Source organism: Streptomyces colonosanans, from assembly GCF_001866645.1.
Classification (GTDB): Bacteria; Actinomycetota; Actinomycetes; order Streptomycetales; family Streptomycetaceae; genus Streptomyces; species Streptomyces colonosanans.
Genome location: NZ_MLYP01000002.1, coordinates 126,097 through 148,455, shown reverse-complemented (window position 1 = coordinate 148,455; position 22,359 = coordinate 126,097). Strand labels below are relative to the sequence as shown.

At 67.8% G+C, this 22,359-nt stretch carries 18 protein-coding genes and 5 pseudogenes; 14 read left to right on the top strand and 9 right to left on the bottom strand.

Going from position 1 to position 22,359, the window contains the following annotated elements:
• Positions 1-305 precede the first annotated feature (305 nt).
• A pseudogene (locus BIV24_RS00780) lies at positions 306-578 on the top strand (transposase); the annotation flags it as partial.
• Here the strand turns inward: BIV24_RS00780 and BIV24_RS31100 are convergent.
• A pseudogene (locus tag BIV24_RS31100) lies at positions 563-706 on the bottom strand (IS5/IS1182 family transposase); the annotation flags it as partial. The pseudogenes BIV24_RS00780 and BIV24_RS31100 sit on opposite strands and share 16 nt — an antisense overlap.
• A 6-nt stretch (positions 707-712) precedes the next feature.
• A complete protein-coding gene (locus BIV24_RS00775; protein WP_143064547.1) occupies positions 713-1,438 on the bottom strand; it encodes a DUF6461 domain-containing protein in 726 nt (241 codons plus the stop codon).
• Positions 1,439-1,465: 27 nt separating this feature from the next.
• Here BIV24_RS00775 and BIV24_RS00770 point away from each other — a divergent pair.
• The 5 genes and pseudogenes from BIV24_RS00770 to BIV24_RS00750 form a co-directional block, all read left to right on the top strand.
• Positions 1,466-2,236: pseudogene (locus tag BIV24_RS00770) on the top strand (tyrosine-type recombinase/integrase); the annotation flags it as partial.
• A gap of 194 nt (positions 2,237-2,430) precedes the next feature.
• Positions 2,431-2,844 carry a hypothetical protein gene (locus BIV24_RS00765; RefSeq protein WP_071364109.1) on the top strand — a complete coding sequence of 138 codons (414 nt, stop codon included), beginning with the start codon at positions 2,431-2,433 and terminating at the stop codon, positions 2,842-2,844.
• Positions 2,845-3,382: 538 nt separating this feature from the next.
• A complete protein-coding gene (locus BIV24_RS00760; protein ID WP_071364108.1) occupies positions 3,383-3,916 on the top strand; it encodes a SigE family RNA polymerase sigma factor in 534 nt (177 codons plus the stop codon).
• Positions 3,913-4,728 carry a hypothetical protein gene (locus BIV24_RS00755; protein WP_071364107.1) on the top strand — a complete coding sequence of 272 codons (816 nt, stop codon included), beginning with the start codon at positions 3,913-3,915 and terminating at the stop codon, positions 4,726-4,728. The genes BIV24_RS00760 and BIV24_RS00755 overlap by 4 nt, the downstream gene beginning before the upstream one ends.
• 156 nt (positions 4,729-4,884) lie before the next feature.
• Positions 4,885-5,309 (top strand): annotated as a pseudogene (locus BIV24_RS00750) (tyrosine-type recombinase/integrase); the annotation flags it as partial.
• Positions 5,310-5,327: 18 nt separating this feature from the next.
• Here BIV24_RS00750 and BIV24_RS00745 read toward each other — a convergent pair.
• Positions 5,328-5,675 (bottom strand): annotated as a pseudogene (locus BIV24_RS00745) (transposase); the annotation flags it as partial.
• A 390-nt stretch (positions 5,676-6,065) separates the two neighbouring features.
• On the opposite strand from BIV24_RS00745, the gene BIV24_RS00740 reads away from it, so the two are divergent.
• The gene (locus tag BIV24_RS00740) at positions 6,066-6,362 is read left to right on the top strand and encodes a GYD domain-containing protein (protein WP_071364106.1); all 297 of its coding nucleotides are present in this window, start codon (positions 6,066-6,068) and stop codon (positions 6,360-6,362) included.
• Between the two features lie 675 nt (positions 6,363-7,037).
• Here BIV24_RS00740 and BIV24_RS34090 read toward each other — a convergent pair.
• Both BIV24_RS34090 and BIV24_RS00730 read right to left on the bottom strand, forming a co-directional pair.
• On the bottom strand, positions 7,038-7,532 hold the full coding sequence (locus BIV24_RS34090; protein ID WP_071364105.1) for a DUF1877 family protein: 495 nt from the start codon (positions 7,530-7,532) through the stop codon (positions 7,038-7,040).
• Between the two features lie 570 nt (positions 7,533-8,102).
• The gene (locus BIV24_RS00730; RefSeq protein ID WP_218149279.1) at positions 8,103-9,443 is read right to left on the bottom strand and encodes an alpha/beta hydrolase family protein; all 1,341 of its coding nucleotides are present in this window, start codon (positions 9,441-9,443) and stop codon (positions 8,103-8,105) included.
• 395 nt (positions 9,444-9,838) lie between these two features.
• Here BIV24_RS00730 and BIV24_RS34930 point away from each other — a divergent pair, with 395 nt between their 5' ends.
• Positions 9,839-10,261 (top strand): DUF6959 family protein, encoded by a 423-nt coding sequence (locus BIV24_RS34930; RefSeq protein ID WP_245766629.1) that lies wholly within the window; start codon positions 9,839-9,841, stop codon positions 10,259-10,261.
• Between the two features lie 461 nt (positions 10,262-10,722).
• Here BIV24_RS34930 and BIV24_RS00720 read toward each other — a convergent pair whose 3' ends face one another.
• Entirely contained in the window at positions 10,723-11,892 is a 1,170-nt protein-coding gene (locus BIV24_RS00720; RefSeq protein WP_071364104.1) for a serine/threonine-protein kinase, read from the bottom strand.
• A 44-nt stretch (positions 11,893-11,936) separates the two neighbouring features.
• Positions 11,937-13,739 carry a hypothetical protein gene (locus BIV24_RS00715; RefSeq protein ID WP_143064545.1) on the bottom strand — a complete coding sequence of 601 codons (1,803 nt, stop codon included), beginning with the start codon at positions 13,737-13,739 and terminating at the stop codon, positions 11,937-11,939.
• Between the two features lie 174 nt (positions 13,740-13,913).
• On the opposite strand from BIV24_RS00715, the gene BIV24_RS36320 reads away from it, so the two are divergent.
• Positions 13,914-14,663 (top strand): SAVMC3_10250 family protein, encoded by a 750-nt coding sequence (locus BIV24_RS36320; protein WP_071364102.1) that lies wholly within the window; start codon positions 13,914-13,916, stop codon positions 14,661-14,663.
• A gap of 343 nt (positions 14,664-15,006) precedes the next feature.
• Here the strand turns inward: BIV24_RS36320 and BIV24_RS00705 are convergent, their stop codons facing one another.
• Complete coding sequence (locus tag BIV24_RS00705) at positions 15,007-15,924, bottom strand: restriction endonuclease (protein ID WP_071364101.1); 918 nt, start codon at positions 15,922-15,924, stop codon at positions 15,007-15,009.
• Between the two features lie 143 nt (positions 15,925-16,067).
• Positions 16,068-17,387: a helix-turn-helix domain-containing protein gene (locus tag BIV24_RS00700; protein ID WP_245766628.1), complete on the bottom strand. Its 1,320-nt coding sequence runs from the start codon at positions 17,385-17,387 to the stop codon at positions 16,068-16,070.
• A 271-nt stretch (positions 17,388-17,658) separates the two neighbouring features.
• Between BIV24_RS00700 and BIV24_RS00695 the strand changes: the two genes are divergently transcribed.
• The 5 genes from BIV24_RS00695 to BIV24_RS00675 all read left to right on the top strand — a co-directional run bounded on the left by BIV24_RS00695 (position 17,659) and on the right by BIV24_RS00675 (position 22,203).
• Positions 17,659-17,844 carry a hypothetical protein gene (locus tag BIV24_RS00695; protein ID WP_071364100.1) on the top strand — a complete coding sequence of 62 codons (186 nt, stop codon included), beginning with the start codon at positions 17,659-17,661 and terminating at the stop codon, positions 17,842-17,844.
• A gap of 96 nt (positions 17,845-17,940) precedes the next feature.
• On the top strand, positions 17,941-19,848 hold the full coding sequence (locus BIV24_RS00690) for a nucleotidyltransferase domain-containing protein (protein WP_071364099.1): 1,908 nt from the start codon (positions 17,941-17,943) through the stop codon (positions 19,846-19,848).
• Positions 19,845-20,963, top strand: coding sequence for a hypothetical protein (locus BIV24_RS00685; protein WP_071364098.1), 1,119 nt, complete (start codon positions 19,845-19,847; stop codon positions 20,961-20,963). The genes BIV24_RS00690 and BIV24_RS00685 overlap by 4 nt, the downstream gene beginning before the upstream one ends.
• Positions 20,944-21,735, top strand: coding sequence for an SDR family NAD(P)-dependent oxidoreductase (locus tag BIV24_RS00680; RefSeq protein ID WP_071364097.1), 792 nt, complete (start codon positions 20,944-20,946; stop codon positions 21,733-21,735). The genes BIV24_RS00685 and BIV24_RS00680 overlap by 20 nt, the downstream gene beginning before the upstream one ends.
• A gap of 30 nt (positions 21,736-21,765) precedes the next feature.
• Positions 21,766-22,203 carry an NUDIX hydrolase gene (locus BIV24_RS00675; RefSeq protein ID WP_071364096.1) on the top strand — a complete coding sequence of 146 codons (438 nt, stop codon included), beginning with the start codon at positions 21,766-21,768 and terminating at the stop codon, positions 22,201-22,203.
• The last annotated feature ends 156 nt before the right edge of the window (positions 22,204-22,359 follow it).

The following is a 22,359-nucleotide window of genomic DNA, read 5'->3' as shown; positions in this document are numbered from 1 at the left end:
GCCCTCAGTTTGGGAAGTTGAGATCACGGGCGGCCGACTCGGGCGCTGACCTGTGGCGAACGGCCGGGGCGTAGCCTCACCGGGCTCCGCTGCTTCACCGTGATTCCCCGCGCTCGCTCTGGTGCGCTTGTGGTGCGGCAGCGGTGCTGTGTCAGGAAAGGGATGCTAGTTGCGTCCTGGGAAGTGGTGTACGGGCTCCCATCTGATCCGGGCGTTTGCCCCGGCGTCGGAGTGAGTGTCCGGATACAAGAACGGCCACCGGCTGATCTTTCAAGACGACCAAGTCTTTGAAGGAGATCAGCGCGATGACCGCACCCGACAGTCTGCCCCTGCACGCCCTCGCGGAAGACAGCCTCGCCGCGGCGAGTCCCGATCTACTGCGCGCCATGGTCAAGACATTCGCCGACGCGCTCATGTCTGCTGAGGCAGATACCCTCTGCAACGCGGAATACGGGCAGGTCGGCGAGGAGAGGGTCAACCACCGCAACGGCTACCGCCCCCGTGAGTGGGACACCAGGGCGGGAACCGTCGAACTGGCCATCCCCAAGCTGCGGCAGGGAAGTTACTTCCCGCACTGGTGGTCGGCCTTGCGTTCGTAGCGGTGGTGGGGTCGTCGGCAGCCGGCGAGCCACGAGGCCGTCCGCTCGACGACCCATCGGTGGCGGCCGAGCCGCTCGGACGACTCGATGCCTTTGCGAGCGATGCGGTGTGGTCATGAGAGCCACGCTGCCTCCGACTGCCCAAAGAGCTCAGAGGGTGAGGCGAGCAGCACGGTGCGAAGCGCTGTGTCCATCCACCCGGGATCGATGGCCACGCCCATGGTGCGTTCCATGAGCGCGAAGGACTCGGCGCACAGGGTCTCCATGTGGAAGGCGACCCCTTCTGCCCAGGCGGGGACCTCCGGTTCCGGTTCCATCCAGGCCGCGTCCTCGAGTTCGAAGGGGTCGAACATGCCGTCTACGCGGCCGTCAAGGGCGTGCACGACCTGATACCTGGCATTGAGACTCCGGTAGACGCTGAAGAACTCGCCGCCGTCAACGGACGCTCGCCGGGCGATCTCCGGGATGCTGCCGTAGTAGCCCCACTCGATGGCAATAACATGCCGTTCGGCACTGACCACACGGAGCAGTTCGTAGTCTTCATACAGATGACCGGCTTGTTCTTCGACGGTCTCGGCGAAGGTCATCAGCCGTGACGCTCGGGGATCGCCACCGAAGGCCTGGATCACCTCGTCCTCCGTCTTCCCTGCGATGACAGAGAAGGTGAACGCGTCCGGCTCGTCGGCATCCGCCCATGCATACCGGGTGACGAGGTCTTCCCACTTCGCGGGGCCGTGTTGGTCCGATGCCCGAGGCGCGTCAGGAGTCATGGCGCCGCACCCTACAGAGCGGTCGGCGTAGCGACTTTGGCCGGGAGCTGCTTTGGCGCGAGTGATCATGGCCCCTTACGCTGGCCCGCGGATCGGGCAGGCTTGTGGACCCGGAAGCTGGCCGATCGCACGCGTGAGCGCAACGAGTCGGTGATCCGGCTGCACATCCTGCCCATCTTCGGGGCCGGGAGCGTGGCCGACGTGACGACAGCACGGGTTCGCGGCTGGCGCGGGAAGCTCCTGGCGGCGGGCATCGGTGAGCCGACGGTGGCCAAGGCGTACCAACTCCTGCGGGCCCTGATGAACACCGCCGTGGACGACGAACTGATCCGGCGCAACCCGTGCCGGATCAAGGGCGCAGACAGCTACGACGTGCCCGAGCGGCCGGTTCTCACGGTGTCGGAGGTCTTCGCCATCGCTGACGCCATCGGGCCGCGCTATCGGCTGCTCGTCCTCCTGGCGGCCTTCACCACCCTCCGCTTCGGTGAGCTGGCGGCTCTGCGGCGCAAGGACATCGACCTGGAGGCGCTGACCGTCACTGTCCGCCGCGCGCAGGCCGAATTGCAGACCGGCCAGCTCTTCGACAAGGCGCCGAAGTTCGCCGCCGGTGTGCGCGCGGTGTCCTTCCCGGCCGAGCTGCACTTTCACGACCTGCGGCACACGGGCAACACCCTCGCGTCCACGGCTGGGGCCAGCACACGGGAGCTGATGACCCGCATGGGCCGCAGCAGCTCGCGCGCCGCGTTGATCTACCGACACATGACCAGCGACCGTGACCGGGCCATCGCCGACCGGCTCGGTGTCATGATCCGCGGCGATGGGGGAGCGGCCGCTGGTTCGGCGGGGGCGAGACCCGAACAGCGGTAGCAGCGAATGCGTAGCCGTAACGCCTGAACTGTGAAGGGTCAGCCTGAGAGAAAACCTCTCGTGAGCTGGCCCTTCTGTCTGCGCCCGGCCTCTCGCTCGTTTCGCAGAATTCGTTAAATGCTTCCTTTGTGTGCTCTGCGTCCTCTAGTTGCGCTAGTCTTCGGTGGTCGACACCGACTGGCAAGGGGGAGGGCATGAGCCCAACTATTGAGGTTGATGAACAGACCTGTCGCTCCATCGAGTTCGCGGCGCGCATGGGCAATACCACTGCTGGCGAGGTTGTTGCTCGGCTCGTGAGAACCGCAAGCGTGCCGCCCTCTGCGCCGGCCGCCGCGAGCAAGGAGGGCGAGGGGAAGGAGCGCAAGGTCGACGTGTACGTCGACTACGAAGGTCATCGGACTCGCGGCAGCTATGACCGGGACACGAAGCGGATCGACATCACATCGGGGCCGCTTGCCGGGCAGAGCTTCAAGACGCCGACTGGGGCGGCGCGGGCCGTGGTGGCGCACTACAAGCCGGGCGTGAACCCGAACCGCAATGGCTGGTCGTTTTGGCTGCTTGATGATGGGTCCGGCGGGTTCCTGCAGGCCATCCGACACTCGGCATGAGTTCGCGGCGGGCGATCTGTTGTGCGGTTTCCCGCCCATGTGCGGGCGCGTCGCCCAGGGCGGGTGCGGGCGTAGTGGCACGTGTGTGGCACGAAGCCTGAAACGGCTAAGGGCCAGCTTGGGAGGAAAACCCTCCTGAGCTGGCCCTTCATCGTGTGCCCCCGGCAGGATTCGAACCTGCGACACCCGCTTTAGGAGTTCGATCCGAGCCCTGCCCGGTGGCGTCAGTACCCGGTCGGGTCGAACGTGCCGGGCCGCGTATGGGTGCCCGCGTCCGGTGCTGTTGATGTCACCCGTGGATGTCAGCAGAAGCTAGCGCTTCTTGCGGATCCTGCGCTTCTTCTCCTTGGCTTCCTTCTCCTTGCACTGGGCCACACGGTACGCGGATCACGGCCCCTGATGGAGTGGGCATCGGGATGTGCCGGAGGACATCGTCGGCTGTCAGACATGGAGCGGCAGGATTTTCTGCCGTTCCGTGTCATCCCCGCGCGTGGTGCGCTCCGTCGGACTGAGTAGAGACGAACGGAGGGCGCACCCTGTGCGTAGCGCAGACCTGGAGGAGTTCCGCGGCTTCGCCGAGGACCGGTTGCCGCACCTGCGGCGAACCGCGTACCTGATGTGTGGCGACTGGCACCACGCCGAGGACATCACGCAGACCGCGTTGACCAAGCTGTACGCGGTGTGGGGCAGACGGCATCGGATCGACAACCTGGAGGCCTACGCCCACCGGGTGTTGACCCGGGCCTGCATCGACCACACTCGGCGCCGCTGGCGGCGCGAGGACCCGACGTCCGCACTGCCCGACCGGGCCGGCCCGGGCGCCGACCCCGCGCTCGGCCTGCAGGTGCGCGCCGCGCTGGCCGTCCTGCCGCCGCGGCAGCGGGCCGTGGTGGTCCTGCGGTTCTGGGCCGACCTGGACATCAAGGCCACCGCCAAGGCGCTCGGCTGCACCGTCGGCACGGTCAAGACCCACAGCTCCCGGGCCCTCACCCGACTGCGTGAGCTGCTCGGCGAGAGCGACCCGTTCAACGAACTGTCCGTTGCCCCTGCTCCCCTGAAGGAAATGCTGTGACACACAACCACGCTCTCGACGGGCACGACGAGATGCAGGCCCTGCTCGCGGCCGGGCTCGACGCCGAACCGCCGCTGCGCTCCGGCACGGTGGACGCTGCGGTTGCGGCCGGACGGCGCCGCCGCAGTACCCGCATGGCCACCCGGGTCGGCGTCGGCGTGGCGGCCACCGCGGCGGTGGCCGCAGTGGTGGGCTACCCGACGGGCGGCGCCACCCCGGGGCCGGACACCACGACGGTGGCCGCCGACCCGCTGGTCGGCCCGCTGACCCTGGCCGGCTCGACCAGTGCCGCCCCGAAGCCGCTGCGCCCGGACTCCTTCGGATCCGGTTCCGGTCAGCCCACCGGCTGGAGCAGCGAGAAGCTGGGGAACACCCTGGCAGCGCTGCTTCCGGCAGCCGGCAGCAAGACAGCGACCAGTGGCGAATTCCCGGGCCGCACCTTCCGGGTCGTTTGGAGGTCCGCAGCCGGCCCGGTGGAGTTCCACGGCGGCGCCGAGTGGACCGCCGACGCGCCGCAGGTTCCGTTCTGCGCCACGATCGCGCTGCCCAAGGTCACCCCGCGCCCCGGCGCCCCGTCCCCGCAGGAGGTCGCCCCGCGCACCGACTGCCAGGTGGTCAAGCTCCCGGATGGCGCCCGAGGTGAGGCGATGACGCTGACCTTCCCGCAGGACGGCGAGGTCTCGCAGTACGTCCGCGTGCAGCGCGCCGACGGCCGGACGGTGGTGCTCCAGCAGTGGGCCGGGAAGCCGGGCGCGGCCCTGAAGATCAGCGACCTGGTGAAGATCGCCGACAATGCCGCCTGGCGGTTCTGACCGGCGCGGGTGTCCGGGCGCAGCCGCGCCCGGACACCCGTGTGCCTTGGGCGGCCCGGAACCCCAGCCCCAACGACCTGATCCCGCAGACCAGCAACGAGATCCAGCGCCTGCTTATCGCGCTCGTCACCCAGCCACTCCACGGCGCCGCCCACCGAGAGCCGTCGTCGCCGTGCCGTTTCGCTGCCCGCGCTCTGCATCACGCCCCTTCGCTGGCACCGCATGCGGCAGGCAGCTGCCCGCGCCAAGGCGGGGGAGAGGTGGCAGGACTCCGCCGACGTCTTCACCACCCGCACCGGCCGCCCGGTCGAGCCGCGGAACGTCTATCGCTCATTCACCCGCATCGCCCAGTCCGCCAGCCTCCGCGTCATCCGCCTGCACGACGCCCGGCATGGCACCGCGACCCTTCTCACGGCGGCCGGAGTCGCGCCCCGCGTCGTGATGGAGATCCTGGGGCACTCCCAGATCAGCATCACCATGGCGTCTACACCCACGTCGTCCAGGACACCCAGCGTGAGGCTATGAGTCACATGGACCGCCTGCTGCGGAGGCACCCCGGGTGTCATGACCGCCCCCGTTGATGACGCTCCTATAGACCGTCAAGCGGTCTGTGTGAGTGGTTTCGGTGTGTGGCGGGGACGGGTGAGGTGCGTGTAGACCTCGCGGGCGATGAAGCGTTTGAGGCAGCGGAGGATGTCCTTCTTGGACATGCCTTCGGCGGTGCGGCGGGCGACGTAGTTCTGGGTCCGCTGGTCGTAGCGCATGCGGACCAGCGCGATCACGTGGAGTGCGTGGTTGGCCCGGCGGTCGCCGCCGCGGTTGAGGCGGTGCCGGTTGGTGCGGCCCGAGATGGCCTGGATGGGGGCTGCCGCGCACAGGTGCGCGAACGATGCTTCCGAGGCGAGCCGCTCGGGGTTGTCGCCGGCGGTGATCAGGAGCTGGGTGGCGGCGGGCCAGACGCCGCAGGGCGGCACCACCCGAGTCGGCCGACATTTCATCAACAAGACAGCTTGTACGTCGGCCAGTTGGCGGGTCAGACCACCTCGGGCGGCACCACCGACATCCTCACAGTCAGGCGTGGATGTCAGCCTGCCCCCCGACGCGCACTCCGGCGGATCGGTGGAGCGGGGTGGCTGGGGGCCGGACCTCAGGAGCAGTCAAGTGTCACACCGCAGGTCGGCGTGGCTGTTGTGCGAGCACCTCTCCGGGATCCAACCACCGTGATCAACCGCCTGTAGGTGCTCGTATCGCTCGTTCGGGTGCGTATCCCGTGCAGGTGTCAGCCCCGATGTCCAGGATTGACCTCGCGATGTGTTTCCTCGTGAAGGTGAGAGAACATGCCGACGTACATCACGCTGCTGAACTGGACCGATCAGGGGGTCCGAGACTACAAGGACACCGCGAAGCGCGCTGAGACCTTCGGCGCAGCGGCACAGAAGATCGGGGCGAAGCTCCTGAACATCTACTGGACCGTCGGTCCATACGACCTCGTGGCCATCGTTGAGGCACCCGACGACGAAACTGCCACCGCAGCACTCCTGCATCTCGGCGGGGTGGGCAACATCCGTTCCACGACTCTGCGGGCCTTCGGCCAAGGGGAGATGGAACGCATCATCGCCAAGGCGACTGTCTGACGACCTCCACTCACTGCAAGCGGAGGCGTATGGTGAGCTGGCTGAGCAGGGCGCCTTACAGCCCTGCTGAGGGGCCCGAGTCGGCCACCTGCGTACAAGTCACGGCTACCACTTGCCGGTCAAGGTCGTCGGATTGCCGTGGACGGCCATGAAACCGCGGCGCGTGAGACGGAGCCTGATACGGGTGCTGCCGAGCGACCTCGGAGGGCGGTCTAGGCCGCCTGCCGTCAACTGCTGCCGTCAAAACGGCCCGGACCATGATCGGTCCGGGCCGTTTGTGCTGGTGCCCCCGGCAGGATGCGAACCTGCGACACCCGCTTTAGGAGATCTTCACTGCCTCTTGGCGGCCAGCCTCGCAGCGGTTCACCCGCATCGGCTGGGCTGGTCGGTGCCCTCCGTGGTGAGGCAAAGTACGCCTACGTTGCCGTCAGTTATTGCCGTCAGGCGCCATCCTTGCTGGCCGCTGGAAGAGTGCACCCGGCCTGCGGTGCTGTAGGGCCACGATTCGCGCAAGGGAGAAGCCGGCCGCCTTACAGCGGGCTCCGTCGATGGCGCGCTCCACCTTGACGTCCTGAACCACGCCCGCTCCACGGTGTGTGGGTCGACGGCGGACGGGATGGGAGCTTGGGTAAGTGGTGGGCTGAGGTAGCCGCGAGCCGAGGAGAAGACTGCGGCTCAGTACCAGAAGGCCTTGACGACGGCGTGCCCCGTGGGGACGGTCCGGTTGTAGAAGGCCCGCAGGTCGGTGTGGTGGGTGAGGAACCAGCCCTTGACCTCAGCCTCGTCGAAGGCGGAGAAGGGAGGCAGCACCTTCGGCCGGGCCGCCTCCCAAAGATCGTCGAACGAGACCGCCGCCAGGAAGGCCGCCACCTCGCGCACCTGGACGGGGCGGAGTATCAGAAACGGCGGCTGGTTGTGAGTGGCGTGGTACACCGGGCTGCCCCCGAAGACCGGGAGCTCCCAGTCATGAGAGCCCTGCAGGGTGCACGCCGCCCTGTAGACCTCATGGAGGGCGGGGAAGTGGTACTCCACGGCTTCGGCGGTTCCGGCCCGGCGTTCGGCCTGGAAGCGGTCGAAGTCCCCGGCGTCCTTCATGAACTCCTCCAGCCAGGCCCAGTCCTCTCGGATCTCGGACTCCGGCATGGCGCGCAGCTGCATCTCGATGCTCATGCCGCGCATTCTGGCCGAGGCACGCCGTGGCCCACGCCCGGCGAGCTCCGGAACCTTATCCAGGAGACAACGGACCGGCGCGGGCCGGCGTAAGGAACCGTGATCACTCGCGCCGAAGCAGCTCCCGGCTAAAACCACAGGGCAATCACCAACCATGCCCACAGTGCAGCCGACACCACCCCAAGAGCGATGTAAACGATCCTTGACCACTGCTCTGTGCTCACCAAGCTCCCCCTCCATGGACAACCAGCCCGGTAACTCTATGGCCGTGTCACCCCAAAAAGGCGGGCACCTCACTATAAGAAACGACGTGAGGCTTCCGTCGGGCCGTCTCTGGGCCGTCCGAGGGCACCCAGCAGCGGCCACGGATGACCAATGATGACCACTCCACAGGACGCCGGAACCGGTCGGACCAGCGCGCGCAGAGCGGGCCGAAGGCAGGAGCGTTGCGCGGAGCGGAACCGGAAAGCGCGCCGGGCGCCGATGGGGCACAGGCACAGGACGCTGATCTCCCGGCCATAGAGGGCGGGCTTCTCACCCTGGGCGTGCGGTGAGGGGGAGGGAGGGGTATCAGGGCAGGAGAAGACCCCACTGGACAGCCCAGGGTACGAATACGGCTCCAGCGGTCAGCAGAAGGCCGAGGCGAGCCCGCTCCGATCGTGACAGCACGGGCCGAGAGCGCCGCCACGTGACCGCGGTGCACACGGCCGCCACAACGGCGGCGACCGCGAGGCCCTGGAGGGCGAGCCAGGGCACTGTCCGGCCCAGGAGCACCGGGCCGATGATGTTGGCCGCGGTGATTACGCAGAACAGGAGGTAGCCGAGAGTCCCCACCGAGGCGGCCAGACCGGCTCCTGCTAGCCAGCGGGCCGACCAGCCCAGTGGTGCGGGGTGCCGGTCACCGCGAAGCTTTCGCACCGCACCTACCAGTGGGTACCCGGCGAAGCCGACAACGAACAACGAGATGGCCACGAGTTGGAGCCAGGGCGACTCGTACCAGGCCAGCGGGGCGAGCGCCTGGCTGAGCCGGTCCTGTTGTGGAGCGGGGCCGACGCTGACCGGCGGAAGGCCGCCGCCGTCGCTCAGCCGTTGAATCCACGAGGACTCGAAATCGGCGTAGTCGGCCGGAAGCGCCGAGGGCCGGTCGAAGCCGTCGTCTTCGGACAGGTTCAGGTTGTGGCGGACTGCTGGGACGAAGCGGATCGTGTAGTGGGTGTTGCCGCCCCGGGCCAGGGCTTTTCGGATGATCTGGGCGCTCTCCGCGGGAGCTGCCTCGTGGTCGAGTACCCCCCAGAGCGCCAGGACCGGCTGGTGGACGCGTTCCCACGCGGGCACCGGGTTGTAGTCGGCCTCGGGAAACAACCCCGCACCGACCAGCTGCCTGGTGGCGGTGTCCTGCATGGTGTCCGTCAGGGAACCGGACACCCGGTGATGGCGGAGGAACTCTCCATAGGCCCAGGCCTGTTGCCGGGCGGGGGTGAGTCCCACGGCACCTGCGGTGATCAGAAACGCCACGTCGGCAGAGCGACTGGCGGCAAGGGAGGCCGACCATGCTCCCTCCGAGAGTCCCCAGAGCCCGACCTTCCCCCGGTCGACGTCCGGCCGCTTCTGCAGGAGGCGGAAGGCGGCCAGTGCGTCGTCGGCGAGCACCGAGTAGTCCCGGTGGACCATCGAGTACCCGGTCGTTCGCTTGTCGTAGATCAGGGTGACCACGCCGTGGCGCGCGTAGGCCTCCGCAGCGGTCCGCAGCTCCGCCCGCTCGCCGGGCCCTGCTCCGGGCAGCATGACCAGACCGGGGTGCAGCTCAGTCGTGCCCCGCGATGGCGGAGCCACCAGCGTCCCGTGCAACTCGACGCCACCGGCCCCCACGAAGGAGACCTCGGTGGTGGTGAGGTCTGCGGGGCGGGCCACCGCGGAACCTGCGGGTAGAAGAACGATCGTGACGCACAGAAGGGCCGCGAAAAGTAATCCGCGGCGGCAGATCGCACTGAGCCTCACGCTGAGCAGTCCGTCCCTTTGTTGCTTCGTGACTCCCAGCACGCGCATGCAGGCCACCTCCGAGCTGTGGGCCGCCCCGGGCGGCCGTCGGTTCTGTCCCGTCAGCCTTGTCCACAGAAATCCGGTGATCCATGAGGAGCGCCCCCGCGGTGAGGGTGGGGGTAGCACCAGCCGCGATGCACCCCTCCTCTGGCAGCAAGCGGCATATTGCTCAGCGCGCGGCACGGGCGCCGGCCGGGCTGGAGCGGGGCGTAGACAGACAGGAGTGCAGCCCGGCCGGGGGCCGGGCCGCGCGTGGCGAGGTGTCTGTGGACGAGGCCCAGCAGCGGACGGTAGTGAAGGGGCGCTGGATGTTCGAGACGGCGTCAGGTTCCCCGCTGGTGACGCCGGATGCGTCCGCATCGGGCAATGCGATGACGCTGCAGGGCGGAGCACAGGTCGGGTCCGGCTGGGTCGACGGCGGCGTCACGCTCAACGGCGTCGACGGCTACGGAGTGACGTCCACGGTGCCCGTGGATACCCTGCCCGGTCGCCGGTTCCCCGGAGTACTGATCCAGGGCGACTTCCTGCACATCCTCCGCGGCGACCTGGCCGAGGTCGTGCGGGCCTGCGAGCGCGGCGACTTGGCCGAGGCAGGGGAATCTGCCGGCCTCCTGCTGGCGAGCCTCGATGCTCTGCTGGCGCGCTACTCCACGGCGTTGGAAGAGCATCAGATTAGGCGGCCGTACTGAGCGCCGAGGCCCTCAGCTTGGGAATCACCCGGTGCTTGAGCTTGTGCATGGCACCTGACCTGCGCGAATGAGCGGCGGTGGCCTCGTTCTGACTGCTTCACCGGACCCCGTATTGACCGCTGTTCACCGTTCCTACTGGCACGTTGTGGCACGGCTTCCCGAGCGGCGCCATGGGAGTCGTCCGGTTTGGAATGGGGGCGTGGCCCGGCGCGGTGGGGATCAACAGGATGCCGGTCAGGTGTGGGCTTGCCGTGCCACCGCTTACGCATCCGTGCCGAAGCCCTCGCCAGGCCGATGGGCGGTGGAGCCCGGGAAGCGGATCAGGTTGGGCCCTCTTTCATGACGGGCCGTCCGCTACTGGCTGTGCCTGGACGTTAAAGACAGCGGGCGTGCCGTGTGTTTAGATCAGCAGCGCCGGTGGACTGCTTACGGCGCCCAGCTCCACCGCAGACACAGGCTCGCTACTCTGCGCCCGATCTTGCGATCCAGCGAGCCACACCTTCGAAGGCGTTGAGTACCCACGTGTCATACGGTCCGAAGTGGTCCTGGCAGTCACGGCCGAGACGGTTGTACAGAGCTGCGGCCCCTCGTGCGTCGCCCGACTGGCCGGTGAGTTCGGCGTGCTCCATGCGCGTTTCGATCACTGCGTGGCCATACGGGCCGAACCGGAGTTCCAACTCGAAGATGCGATGATCCAATGCCCGAATACGCTCCGAGTGACCGGCATTGCTTTCCATGGCGTCAGGCAGGTGTGTCCGCCCCAACGCAGTGGCTACATCCTCAGCGCCCAGGGAATGTTGGATGTCGCTCATCACCACGGCTACCGCTTCGGCGCTTCGCGGGCGATCTCCCGGATCCTTGGCCAGGAGAATTCGGACGATGAGGTCGAGTTGATCGGGCACGCCTGGGCGGTGGGCGCTGGGTGGTGCCGGCAAGTTGTCCTGGTGCATTCTGCCCACGGTCATGGGGTCGTCCTGAGGGCTGCCGAAGGGTGGGCGCCCCGTCAGCATCTCGTACAGGACGCAGCCCACGGAGTACAGGTCACTGCGCACGCTGCCTGGGCTGCCGTCCCACCTCTCGGGCGCCTTGTACAGCGCGGTGCCGACACCCGTGTGGGACTGGGTGGCATCGGCGAAGGACGCGAGCCCGAAGTCAACGATCTTCACCTCGCCCTCGTTCGTGATCATGATGTTGTCGGGCTTGATGTCATGGTGGAGCACCTCGCGTGAGTGCGCGGCGTCCAGGCCCTCGCAGATCTCCTGTGTCCATCGCACGGTTCGCTCGAGCGTGAGGGTGGGTCCTTCCTTCAAATGGCCGGCGAGCGATCTGCCCTGGATGTATTCCATGACGATGTAGAGCTCACCCTCGTGTTCGCCCGTGTCGTAGATTTGCGCGACGTGGGCGTGGCTGACCCGAGCCATGGCAACGCTCTCCCGACCGAACCTTTTCAGCGTCCAATCGGTGAACTCCGTGGGAGCTCCCTGCTGGCGGAGGCGTCGTCGTGCGAGGAACTTCAGGGCTACGGTACGGCCGAGCCTCGTGTCCTCGGCCGGCCAGACGTCACCCATGGCACCGCTGACCGGGCGGTCCTTAACCTTGAAACGGCCGCCGACCAGCTTAGAGGTGTCCATCTGTTTCCTTTTCTGATCGCTGGCTGGATTCCCACGTCCGGCGATTAGTCCCGCTTATGGCTCTCTCCCCATCGAGTGAGGAGATCCAGCTGCTCCACCGCATCGTGCCAATCCTCGAGGAGGTCCTCGCACTGGTGGAGCGCCTTGTTCATCGTCGCGACAGCCTCGTGTCGCAATCGGTCTCCCTGATCACGTACGCGCCTCCTGCGGAACGGGACGCTTCCGAACTCCCAACCCGCCCCGGTGAACAGGCCGATCGTGAGCAGCGCGAAGAGCCAGCGAGCCGCGCCGTCGACGAACGGCACCACCAGCGCCAGGGTGAAGGTACCGATCACCAAGGCGGCTATCACGCGTGGCCATCTGCGCATTACAGCGTCCGACCGGTCCTGAGTCTGTCGCTCGATGTGCGTGGCGAGTTCATTGACAAGCTGGCCCGGCTGCACCATCAGCCGCGGGTCCGTCGGGACGGAGCAGTCCCAGCCTGCGACGCTCAACGTGATGTGACGCGGAAGGCGATCTCGGGAGGTGGTGACTAGGCGCTGTGCAGCCTCCTCCAAATCCGGCCAGATGGCCCGCAATGCCATGCGGCGAGCCGGCTGGCCGAGCCGCACTTCGTCCGGCTCGAATATGGCCTGATCGAGGAGCGTCATGAGTGCGACCGGGGCGGGTGCGGGGGACACTGACGATTCGTTTGCCCTGTCGGCTGCCACAAGGTCTCCGCCGTGGTCGATGATGCGCTCGAGCCGTCGCATCCTCTCGCGCATATCCGCTTCGTCCGGCTCGAGTTGGTCGATAAGGCGTTCGAGGGCGCTTTCCAAGTGGCCGCCGTTACCGACCGGCGTGTGGGCCCCGTCGACTCCGTCGAACCCGTCCGGAAACATGTGCTCGAGGTGGGTCAAAGTCTGGTCAGGCACGGTCGATAGTTCCCAAGCGCCCTGGAGTACCTCCCACTGGTCTCCGCATGTCTTGCGTAGAGCTGCGTACCGATTCTGGGCAAGGCGATTGCGCAAGTTCAGCAGCCGGGACTCCAGGTGGGTGCCACCGCGCGTGCCGGGCGATGTATACGCGCCGGTTGAGAGGGGCGAGCCGCCTTGGTTCCATCGCGCCATGGCCTGCTGGGTGTAACCAAGCGCCTTCTCGCCGAGTTCCTTGCCGGCGATCGCGTCCAGAACGACCAGGAAGTCCTGGCCCAGTTCATCGGGATCGAGCGACTGGAGGTAGAGGTCCATCCATGCAGCGGCTTCGGTCTCGTCTCCGAGGCGAGAACACGTCAACGAGAAGAAGAGGTTGGCCTTAGCAGCGTCCAAGGCGCAGGCGTGCGCCCGGGCGCGCTCACCCTGCTCCTCCTCATTGCGGAACTTGGCTGCGACCGCCATGGCGGCAGGCGCAAGCCAGTAAGTCGGTTCGAGGAGCAGCCGCTCCTCAGAGCATGCCCGCACCGTGGCTGTATTCACCACTTTTCTGTAGATGGCCTGCGCGGTGAGGGTGTGCACCAGGCCACGGGCCAAGGCGCGGGTCTGCTTGCGCTGCGCGAAGTTCGCATGCCACTCGGTGGTAAGGCGAGACAGCGCTGCCTGGGCCTTGGAGACTTCCCGGTCGCGCCCGTACTGTTCGATGAAGGTGTCGAGGGTCTGGCGTGTGTTGGTGACTGCGCTCTCTAGCCCTGCGATCTCCTGGCGTACATTGCTGACCTCGCTGCCGAGCCTCACGACGTCCGTTTCCACGCCATGCAGGGCTTCCCTGAAGCCGTCCAGCTTCTCTTCGTGACGGCCTTGCCCCCTTTCTACCCCTTCGATTCGTTCGCTGAGTCGGTCTAGTGCGGAGTCCGGCTCAAGCCCGTCTTCCATGGCATCCCCCGAGGTCATCACCGAGTGAAGTTCGTACTGCTCATTGTCGGTTCCGCATGAGCGTTCGTCTTACAACTGGCTTGATTTACCCAGGCATTGCGCTGTTTCAGTCACTGTCGGTGGCGCGTGGCAGTATGACGTGTCACGTCACCAGCGGACCGGACGGGGTGCCCCTTGCGCGAGATCGTCTACTTGTCGGAGAGCAAGCTGCGGCAGTTCGTGCCCGAGCCTCGTCGTGTCCCGCGCGCCGGTGCTCTCCGCTTGACCTCGCCGTTTGGCGGTATCGATGTGGACGCGCCTGCGGCAGACACGGAACAAGGCCAGTTGCGACATCTGCGTGAGGTATGCAAGCACGTTGAGCTCGTGGCGGATTGGTACGCGGTGTCTGACCTCCGTCCTGGCCAGTGGGTGCTGTTCGAAGCGCCACTTCGATGCGTGACGCTCAGCGGTGCCCATCAGGATCTCGCATTGTTCGTGGATCCAGCAGGCGGAACGGGAACAGGACCTGTGGCTGACGGAGGCTGCCGTCTGCTCATGCATGGGTCGGTCAGGCATCTAAGGGGCTGGAGTCCGATGTCGGTGGACGGTCCCGCGTTGGAGATGGAGGACTCGGCCTCCAGTCTGGGAACTGCATTCGTCACCAGGGCCGGGCAGGTCGTTGAGGCTCTCGCCAGGCACCGCGACCCTCTGCCAGTGGAGCAGGCTCCATCCCGGACAGCCGTGCGGCTGCATGGGCGCGGCGTGCAGGAGTTGCTGAATGCGTTGGACGATGAGGATGACAGCATCGACACGGCCGCGATGATGACCGGGTACGCACGTGTCACGGGTCTTCTTCCGAGCACCCCGGCCACCCCTCGGTGTGTAGTGGCGAGTCCTCTCGTTGTGGAGTACGCCACAGTCGACTCTCTGCAAGGGACCGCGTGATTCAGGGTGGCTTGGCGCGTCATGGAGCTCTACGGCAGGCCAATGCTCGAACCTGCATAGGTCTGGACAATGACGAAGGCCCGGCTCTCTGCCCCGGGCCTTCGTTGAAGAGCGGATGACGGGTATCGAACCCGCTTGGTAATCACCCGGCACCCCAACGTGCATGTTGTGTCTGATCTGCGGAAACGCCTCACAAAGAGACCCGTTCCGGATGCTTCGCTGGGTCCGCTGGTGACCGTTGTCCTACTGGCACGTTATGGCATGCCCCTTGTCTCGGCGGTGTTCGCTTCACCCGCGCTGGTCGGGTTCGTCGCTTCGAGATCAGCCGTCAGGCACCAGTGGCCTAGACGTAGCTGGGGACGCTCTCGTAGTACCGGTAGTGGTCCGCATCGTAGGCATCGTGACCTCGGTCGACCTTCCTGAAGGTGATCTCGAAGTTGTCGAACTGACCGTCGTCGTAGGAGACACCATCGTCGCCGAGCCGCTGGCGCAACGTGTACGCATCCATCGGCGGCTCGATCTCCTCGGGCTGCCAGCTGCGGTAACCATGTAGGTAGTCGAAATACCAGACAAATCCGCCGTGCTTGTCGTCGTAGAAGACACCCCGAGGGCGGATTTCGTGCCCGACGGGCAATTCGATCGAGGCGACTCTGTCCAAGCGCTCGTCGATCCAGCTGAGCGGGAACCCGACGGCGCTTCCGTGCCGGTTGGCGACACGGAGGTAGAAGCCGCGGGTGACACCGATGAACCGGTTTGGCTCGCTGGTGGCGAAGACCCTCCACCCGCTGGCTTCGGCGCTCACCGGGAAGAACCGCTGGGCCACCGCCCAGCCGCGAGGAGTGGCGAGCATGCGTTCGAGCTCCACTCCGTCCCAGACATGGGTGTGGACGCCCTTGGTCCGCTCGATTGACTCCAGCCGGGAGACCAGGGCGCTTGAGGGCTGGGTGGAGCAGACGAGCAGGAAAGCGTCGGCGTCATGCTGAGCAACGGCGTCCACGATGCCGCCGATGCTTCCAACGTCTTCGCCGTTGACCGAGCGTCCGGCACCATCCTTGGCGTGAGCCATGTGCTTGCACGAGATCACCCAGTTGCGTGTCTTCGCCCCCAGCACGGCATCCCCCGGCTCCTCGAGGAGGAGGTCGCGCCCGCCGTCTGCTCCCCTACCTGACCACTTGGCCCGGTAGCCGAGGGCTAGGGCCAGCTCGCGGACCAGTTGTTCCAGGTCCTCGCCGTCCGGCGCCAACTCGCGAAAGTCGAGCATCGTGCTCCCTGTTAGTGACTGCAGTACCCATCAGCATGATGTAGGTGCCCGGCCCACTTGGTCGGCTGCTGTCCGGGCGGGCGCCGGGGTGATTGGCTCAGAACAGGATTACCACCCAGCGCTGACAGAGCTGGTCCGAAGGTTCAGCCTGCGATGCGGGCTGCCTGCTCGCGGAGCTCCTGGGCTTCCGGCACTCCGCTGTACCGGCGCAGGCGGACGCGCATGTCCTGGAGGGCGGCCTGGACCTTCACCGAGCGGATTCCGTCGGCGCAGTCGAGGAACTCGCACCAGGTGGACATGGCGCCGTCCACGTCGCCTTGGCGCAGCCGCACGCCGCCGAGGTCGGCGAGGACGATGGCGCGGGTGCGGCGACGGTCGAGGCCGTGGATGTCGAGGGCGAGGTGGAGGTGTTCCTCGGCGGCGTCGAGGTCTCCGAGGCGGGAGAGGATCATGCCGGATTCGTGGGCCCAGCGGCCGGGGGAGTAGTGAGCTGCCCAGGAGTCGCCGCCCGCGGCAGCCGGCCTGCCGATGGCCGCCTCGGACATGGCCAGGTGCTTGGTGGCCATGCGGCGGTCGTCGTCCTGGGCGGCGGCGTTGGCGAGGGTGGCTTCGTAGTAGGCCACGGCGCGCGGGTTGTCGAGGTGGCGGCCGTAGTCCACGCAGGCTTCGCCGAGCTGGACGGCTTCGGCCCGGTAGCCGAGGTCGACGCACTGCACGGCTAGACCGCGGAGTGCGGTCGCCGAGAGTTCGGGGTCGCTTGCTTCGGCGGCAAGGCGGAAGGAGTGCGCGTAGTAGCGCTGGGCGAGCCCGCGCAGTTCGGGGGTGTCGCCTTCGTCCTGGGCCATCCAGCCGGCGAGGTGGACGAGCTGAGAGGTAGCGGAGAACAGGTCCCGGCCGGTGGCCTCGGTGAAGCGGCCCTCCAGCCAGGGCGCGACGTCCTGGGTGAGGTAGCGGACGGCCAGGTGGCGGGCATGGCCGCCACCGAGTTCGGAGGCCGAGTCGCCGAGGGCCTTCACCATGTGGCGTACGGCGGCCACCTCGCCCTGGCCGACGCGGACGGCTCCGGGAAGGGCGGTCTTGGTCCGGCGGGTGATGCTGTCCATATCGGGCAGGCCGAGCACGGACAGCGCGTATCCGCTGGAGGCGAGGACGAACTCCCGACGTTCCACGTCGCTCCTTCCCAGGTGCAGGACTGATGCAACGGTATCGGTGTGGAGTGCCGCCGGCATGGGCTCCGGAAGGTCGATCGCCTCGGGGTCCAGCCCCAACACCTGCGCGATGTAGGGCCACCAGTGGCCGGGAGTCCGCTCTCCCTCAATCCAGCGCCGGGCGTGCTGGCGCTGGAGGCGCCGCGGGTCGCCGCACTCGGCCAGGCCAAGGGCACGTGCCAACTCCGAAGGCCCCCATCCCCGTTCCCGGCATGCCTGCTTGATCAGTTCCGCGACGGCCGGGTTCCTCGGCACCTCGTCACCCTCCCCACCTGGATTACGCGGGATTACGCAGGACTACATCCTGGGCCCTGTCCTGGGAGGGCGGACCGCCGTTCACTGAACATCACCCCGCAGATCTCCGAATGGCTCGAACAGGCACTGTTCAGGGCCCGTCGGAGCCTGCCCGGACATGTGAGAGGAACCGACGGTGGCGATGACCGCTGACAGCGCACGGACCCGCTCGATCCCGCCTTCGCGAGGGCCTGTTGCGGCACAGGACTCCGCGGTCCGAGGGGCGGGCCCGGTGAGCCGTTCTCCGTTAACCGACCCGCTGGAGATGGCCCTGGGCTGGGTCTGGGCGCTCGGCACGGCTGCCGGATTCGCCATGGTCGGGCTCCTGGTCCACGCCGAGTACCCGGCCGCCCAGATGCCGTTGGCGAGTCCGCCGCTCAGCGCCGACGACATTTCGTTGGCCGACGGCGCCGGTTAGGCACTCCGGCCCCGGCCGGCCCCGCCCTCTCGCCGCAGGTCCTCCACGGCACCTCGCCGGCACACACGCTCCGCATCACCAGCGAAGGGAAAACCGATGTCCAGCCAGTACAGCAGCGACATGCACCCCCTCCCCGTGTCGGTCGCGTTCAGCGGCCCCGACAACACCGGGAAGACCAAGCAGATCGGGATCCTCGCCCGGCGCATGGGCCCGGCCGCGACCTCAGCGGGCCCGCTCGATCGCTACGACCCGCGCTGGGCCACCATCAAGGCCGACGGCATGGCCCGCTGGTGGTTCGAGACCGGCCCGGTCGAGGAGGTCGCCGATGTTCTCGCCACCTCCTACCTGGAACGCTCCCGTCACCCCTTCTCCGCGCCGGTGCGCCTGCTGGACCGGGGCATCCCCATGCTGGAGGCGACCGTGGCCGCGACGGTCGCCGTACGGGAGAACCTGGGCACCACACACGCCGCGGACAGGGTTCGGCTCCTGCTGGCCCCGTACGAGGCCGACCTGCGGGCCGCCGAGGAGGACGAATGCGCCCTCGTCCTCCTGCACTGCGACGACCCCGAGGAAGGCGCACGCCGAAGCCTGGCCCATGAGGTGACCGTCACCGATACCTATGCGGCGTACCAGCGCCACCTGCACGAGCAGATCAACCGGCTCGTCGCCGAGGGCCGCTTCCCGATGTCGATCCGTATCGGAGACCGGCCGACCATCACCATCCAGGACGAGGTGCGCCGGCTCCTGGCGCCCCTGCACCCGAACGTGCCCAGCCGGGCCCTGGCAGGCGTACACGTCACCGCGCTGGGCGGCATGTCGGAGAGCGGCAAGAGCACGGCCGGCGAGTACCTGCGTACGCACCACGGCCACGCCCGACTCAAGATCGGGTATCTCATCGAGGACGCGGCCGGGCGGGCGGTCATTCCCGATCCGTACCGAGTGGGCCCGATCGTGCAGGCCGAACTGATCGTGGACGCGCTGGACCGGTTCTGCCAGGCGCACCACTTCCTCGACTCCGTCAGCATCGAGTCGCTGCACGACTTCGACTCGACCGCCGAACTCGCCCGGATGCTCGGATCCCAGCTCACCATCGCCTACCTGGACGCCTCCGAGACCACCCGCGCACGCCGGAGCACCGCCGGGGCCCAGGACGTCGCCGACCGCGACATCGTCAAGAGCGGACGGGGCGCGGACAAGATCGCCTCCATCGCCCACGAGGCCATCGGTAACGACGGGCCGCGGCTGGAACTGGAACGCCGGCTGGACCGCATCGTGCTCGACCGCCGCTGGCCGGAGCATCAGCCCAGCACCATGCCGGTCAACGCGCTTGGACTCCCCGTACACCTGGAGTCCTACCTGGCCGAGTTCCTCGACCGCACCACCGGCCTGCGTCCGCTGATCGACTTGCTGGCCGTCACCGGCAGTGGCGCCCGAGGCAAGTACCAGCACGGCTGGAGCGACCTCGACGTCTTGGTCGTGGCTGACGCCTCCTCCCTCGACGAGATGCGCCAGGTCCTTGCGGAATTGGAGGCCGAACTCGGCGGGGTCAAACTCGGTCTGACCGTACTGACCCGAGCCGAGTGCCGGGCCGGTGCCGTGACCTCCCGCCTCCTCCACGTCCTGGCGCTGATCGGCAGCGGGGCGCTGGTCCCACTGTGGTCCTCCCCCGGCTTGGCCCTGCCCACCCCGGACGCAGCCACCGACATCGCCGTGAGCCTGCGCGACGGCATCCAGGCCGCCATCGAGATCCGCCGCCAGCTCCTCAAGGGAGCACCCGACCTCCGCGACCTCTACAAGGTCACCGCGCTGCTTGCGAAAATTCAGCTCCGCTTCAGCGGCATCGAGTGCCCCTCCGACAGCGACGCCCTCACCGTCCTCCTCGACGCCAAACGGCAGGACACGAGCGTGGTCACCACCGCCCGCACCGAGCGGCCCGCCGCCGAAGCGCTCGCACGCCTCGTTCTCCAGACTTGGCTGGACACCCTCCCCGGGGAGACGCGGTGAGCGCGAGCGCCCGGCGGGCCCCGGCGACAGCGGGCGCCTTCCACAAGCCGGTGGCGACCCGCGAGCAGGCCGAGGTCGAGGCGAAGGGATGGGCACGGCTCGCCTCCCGCATCGCGGTTCCGGCCCTTCACGGGCAGATCGCGTTACCGGATAGGCAGCTCCTCGCCTACGAGGACGTCTTCGCCACCGGCCGGTGCGAGCTGCTGATGGGCGACGTGATCGCCCTCGCCGACCGCGATCCGGCCGTGCAGTCCCGCTTGGACCGCCTCGTGGACGGCGTCTGCGCTGACCTGCGGGCGGCGGCCGAGGAGACCGGGAAGAACGTGCCGCTGGCCGAGTGCGTTCCGGACCTGTACCTCGACCGGATTCGCCTGGGCGGCCGCCTGGACCGCTGGTACCTCCGCTGTGACCTGCCGATCGCCCTGCCCCACACCGATACGACCCTCACCCTCCGGGAGCTGGCCGACTTCACCCTTACCGCCAACGGCCGGCAGCTGACGCTGAACGTCGCCGACATCATCGACAGCCTCCGCCACTTCCTGGCCCCCGACCGCAGCTGGCTGGCCGGTCTGACGCAAGGCGACCCCACGGAACCCAACATCGCCGACCCGCTGTGCTGGCTCGACTTCGAATTCGCCGGCCGCAACACCGCGGCGGGCGAGGCCGCCAACCTGCTCTGGTACCTGATGGCCCTGGGCGGCTGGCTCGTTCCCCGCTACCAGCCCGACGTGTACGCCCGCACCCTCCGCCTTGCCTTGCCGCCCCTGACCCACCCGCGCATCGAGCACCTGGAACTGCACCAGGGCAGTCGGCACATCGACGTCCGGTACTCCTGGAACGTCGGCCCCGGCCGCACTGCGGCCATCACACGGGCCCTGGACGGTCTTTGGGGGGAGGACGGCAGCGGCCTGAAGGAGATCCACGCCTTCCTCGCCCTGCGCATCCTCGGAGTCATCCCTGCCTCCCGGCTGACCGGAGACGACCTTCTGCTCGTACTGATCAAGCTCGCCGAGAGCCAGGACCCGCTCACGACGACCGACACCTTGTTCACCACCACACCGGCCCCTCACCCCCACTCTGGCGAACGGACCAGCGATGTCCCTGCCCCTGCTTGAGCCCCCTCTCCTTGCCCGCCCGCTCCAGGGCCGCAACGCCCTCGTCACCGGCGGGGCCACCGGCATCGGTGCCGAGATCGGACGGGCACTCGCCACCGCCGGCGCGACCGTCGCGGTCAACCACCTTGGCCAGGACTCCGACGCCCACATCCTCCTCGCAGCGCTCAAGCGCGACGGCAGCCCCGGCATCGAAGCGAACGCCGACCTGACCGACCCCGGCGCCGTCCAGACCATGGTCGACCTCGTCCGCGCCGAGATCGGCCCCATCGACATCCTGGTGAACAACGCCGGCTCCTACCCCCGCGTCCCCTGGCGAGACACCGACGAGGCCGCCTGGAACTACTCCCTCGACGTGAACCTCACCGCCCACTACCGCACCTGCCACGCGGTGACCCCCGGCATGGTCGAACGCCGGTGGGGCCGGATCGTGAACATCGGCAGCGTCAACGCCCGCGCCGGCCGGACGAACCTCGTCGCGTACAGCACCGCGAAGGCCGGGCTGCTGGGCCTGACCCGCTCCCTCGCCCGCGAACTGGGCCCGTACGGGATCTGCGTCAACACGGTCATGCCCGGCGCCATCCAGGTCGAGGCCGAGAACGGGATCCCCGCCCAGCACCGTGCGCGCCCGGAGGACCAGATCCAACGCCAGTGCGTCCCTCGCCGTGGCCGGCCCGAAGACGTCGCGGCCCTGGTGACGTTCCTCGTGGGCCCCTCCGCCTCGTTCATCACTGGGCAATCCGTCCACGTCGACGGCGGCTGGCTGCTGCACTGAGACCGCCAACAAGCAAGGAGACAGACCGACATGATCGAACGAGTCCGCGCCGTTCTCGTCACCGCTGAAGACACGATGCTGGTCATTCGCCGCACCAAGTCCGACATCCCCGAGTACTGGGTACTGCCTGGCGGCGGCGTTGAAGCCAGCGACGAGTCCCGGGAGGCCGCCCTCCACCGCGAGATCCACGAGGAGATCGCGGGGAAGGCCGACATCATCCGCCTCCTCCACACGATGGAGTCCGACGACGAGCGTCAGCTCTTCTACCTCGCCCGCATCGCGACCTGGTCCTTCGACGACCGCACCGGTCCCGAGTTCAGCGCCGAGGGCCGGGGTCAATACGCGCTGGAGGAGATCCCGCTGACCGTGGAGGGGCTCGACGGCATCGACCTCAAGCCCGAGGAGATCGCCCGCGTCCTGCGGGGCGCCATCAGTACCGGAAGCCTCGGAGGCGAGGCAACGCTCTGAGCCTTCGAGCACATCAACACACCACCGGGGCCGGCACTGAGATGTGTCGGCCCTGGCGGCGTGCCCATGCGCTGCCGGCATAGCAGCGTTCCAATGTTGGAGGGCCGCAGCGGAGTGCCGGGCAGCAGAACCTCGCCCGCAGCCCCCGAGGCCGAG

Excerpts from the sequence above, each read along its gene's own strand:
- BIV24_RS00775 (WP_143064547.1), bottom strand. The coding sequence starts at position 1,438 with ATGATCACTCGCGCCAAAGCAGCTCCCGGCCAAAGTCGCTACGCCGAC.
- BIV24_RS00765 (WP_071364109.1), top strand. The coding sequence starts at position 2,431 with ATGAGCCCAACTATTGAGGTTGATGAACAGACCTGTCGCTCCATCGAG.
- BIV24_RS00740 (WP_071364106.1), top strand. The coding sequence starts at position 6,066 with ATGCCGACGTACATCACGCTGCTGAACTGGACCGATCAGGGGGTCCGA.
- BIV24_RS34090 (WP_071364105.1), bottom strand. The coding sequence starts at position 7,532 with ATGAGCATCGAGATGCAGCTGCGCGCCATGCCGGAGTCCGAGATCCGA.
- BIV24_RS00720 (WP_071364104.1), bottom strand. The coding sequence starts at position 11,892 with ATGGACACCTCTAAGCTGGTCGGCGGCCGTTTCAAGGTTAAGGACCGC.
- BIV24_RS00715 (WP_143064545.1), bottom strand. The coding sequence starts at position 13,739 with ATGGAAGACGGGCTTGAGCCGGACTCCGCACTAGACCGACTCAGCGAA.
- BIV24_RS00705 (WP_071364101.1), bottom strand. The coding sequence starts at position 15,924 with ATGCTCGACTTTCGCGAGTTGGCGCCGGACGGCGAGGACCTGGAACAA.
- BIV24_RS00690 (WP_071364099.1), top strand. The coding sequence starts at position 17,941 with ATGTCCAGCCAGTACAGCAGCGACATGCACCCCCTCCCCGTGTCGGTC.
- BIV24_RS00680 (WP_071364097.1), top strand. The coding sequence starts at position 20,944 with ATGTCCCTGCCCCTGCTTGAGCCCCCTCTCCTTGCCCGCCCGCTCCAG.
- BIV24_RS00675 (WP_071364096.1), top strand. The coding sequence starts at position 21,766 with ATGATCGAACGAGTCCGCGCCGTTCTCGTCACCGCTGAAGACACGATG.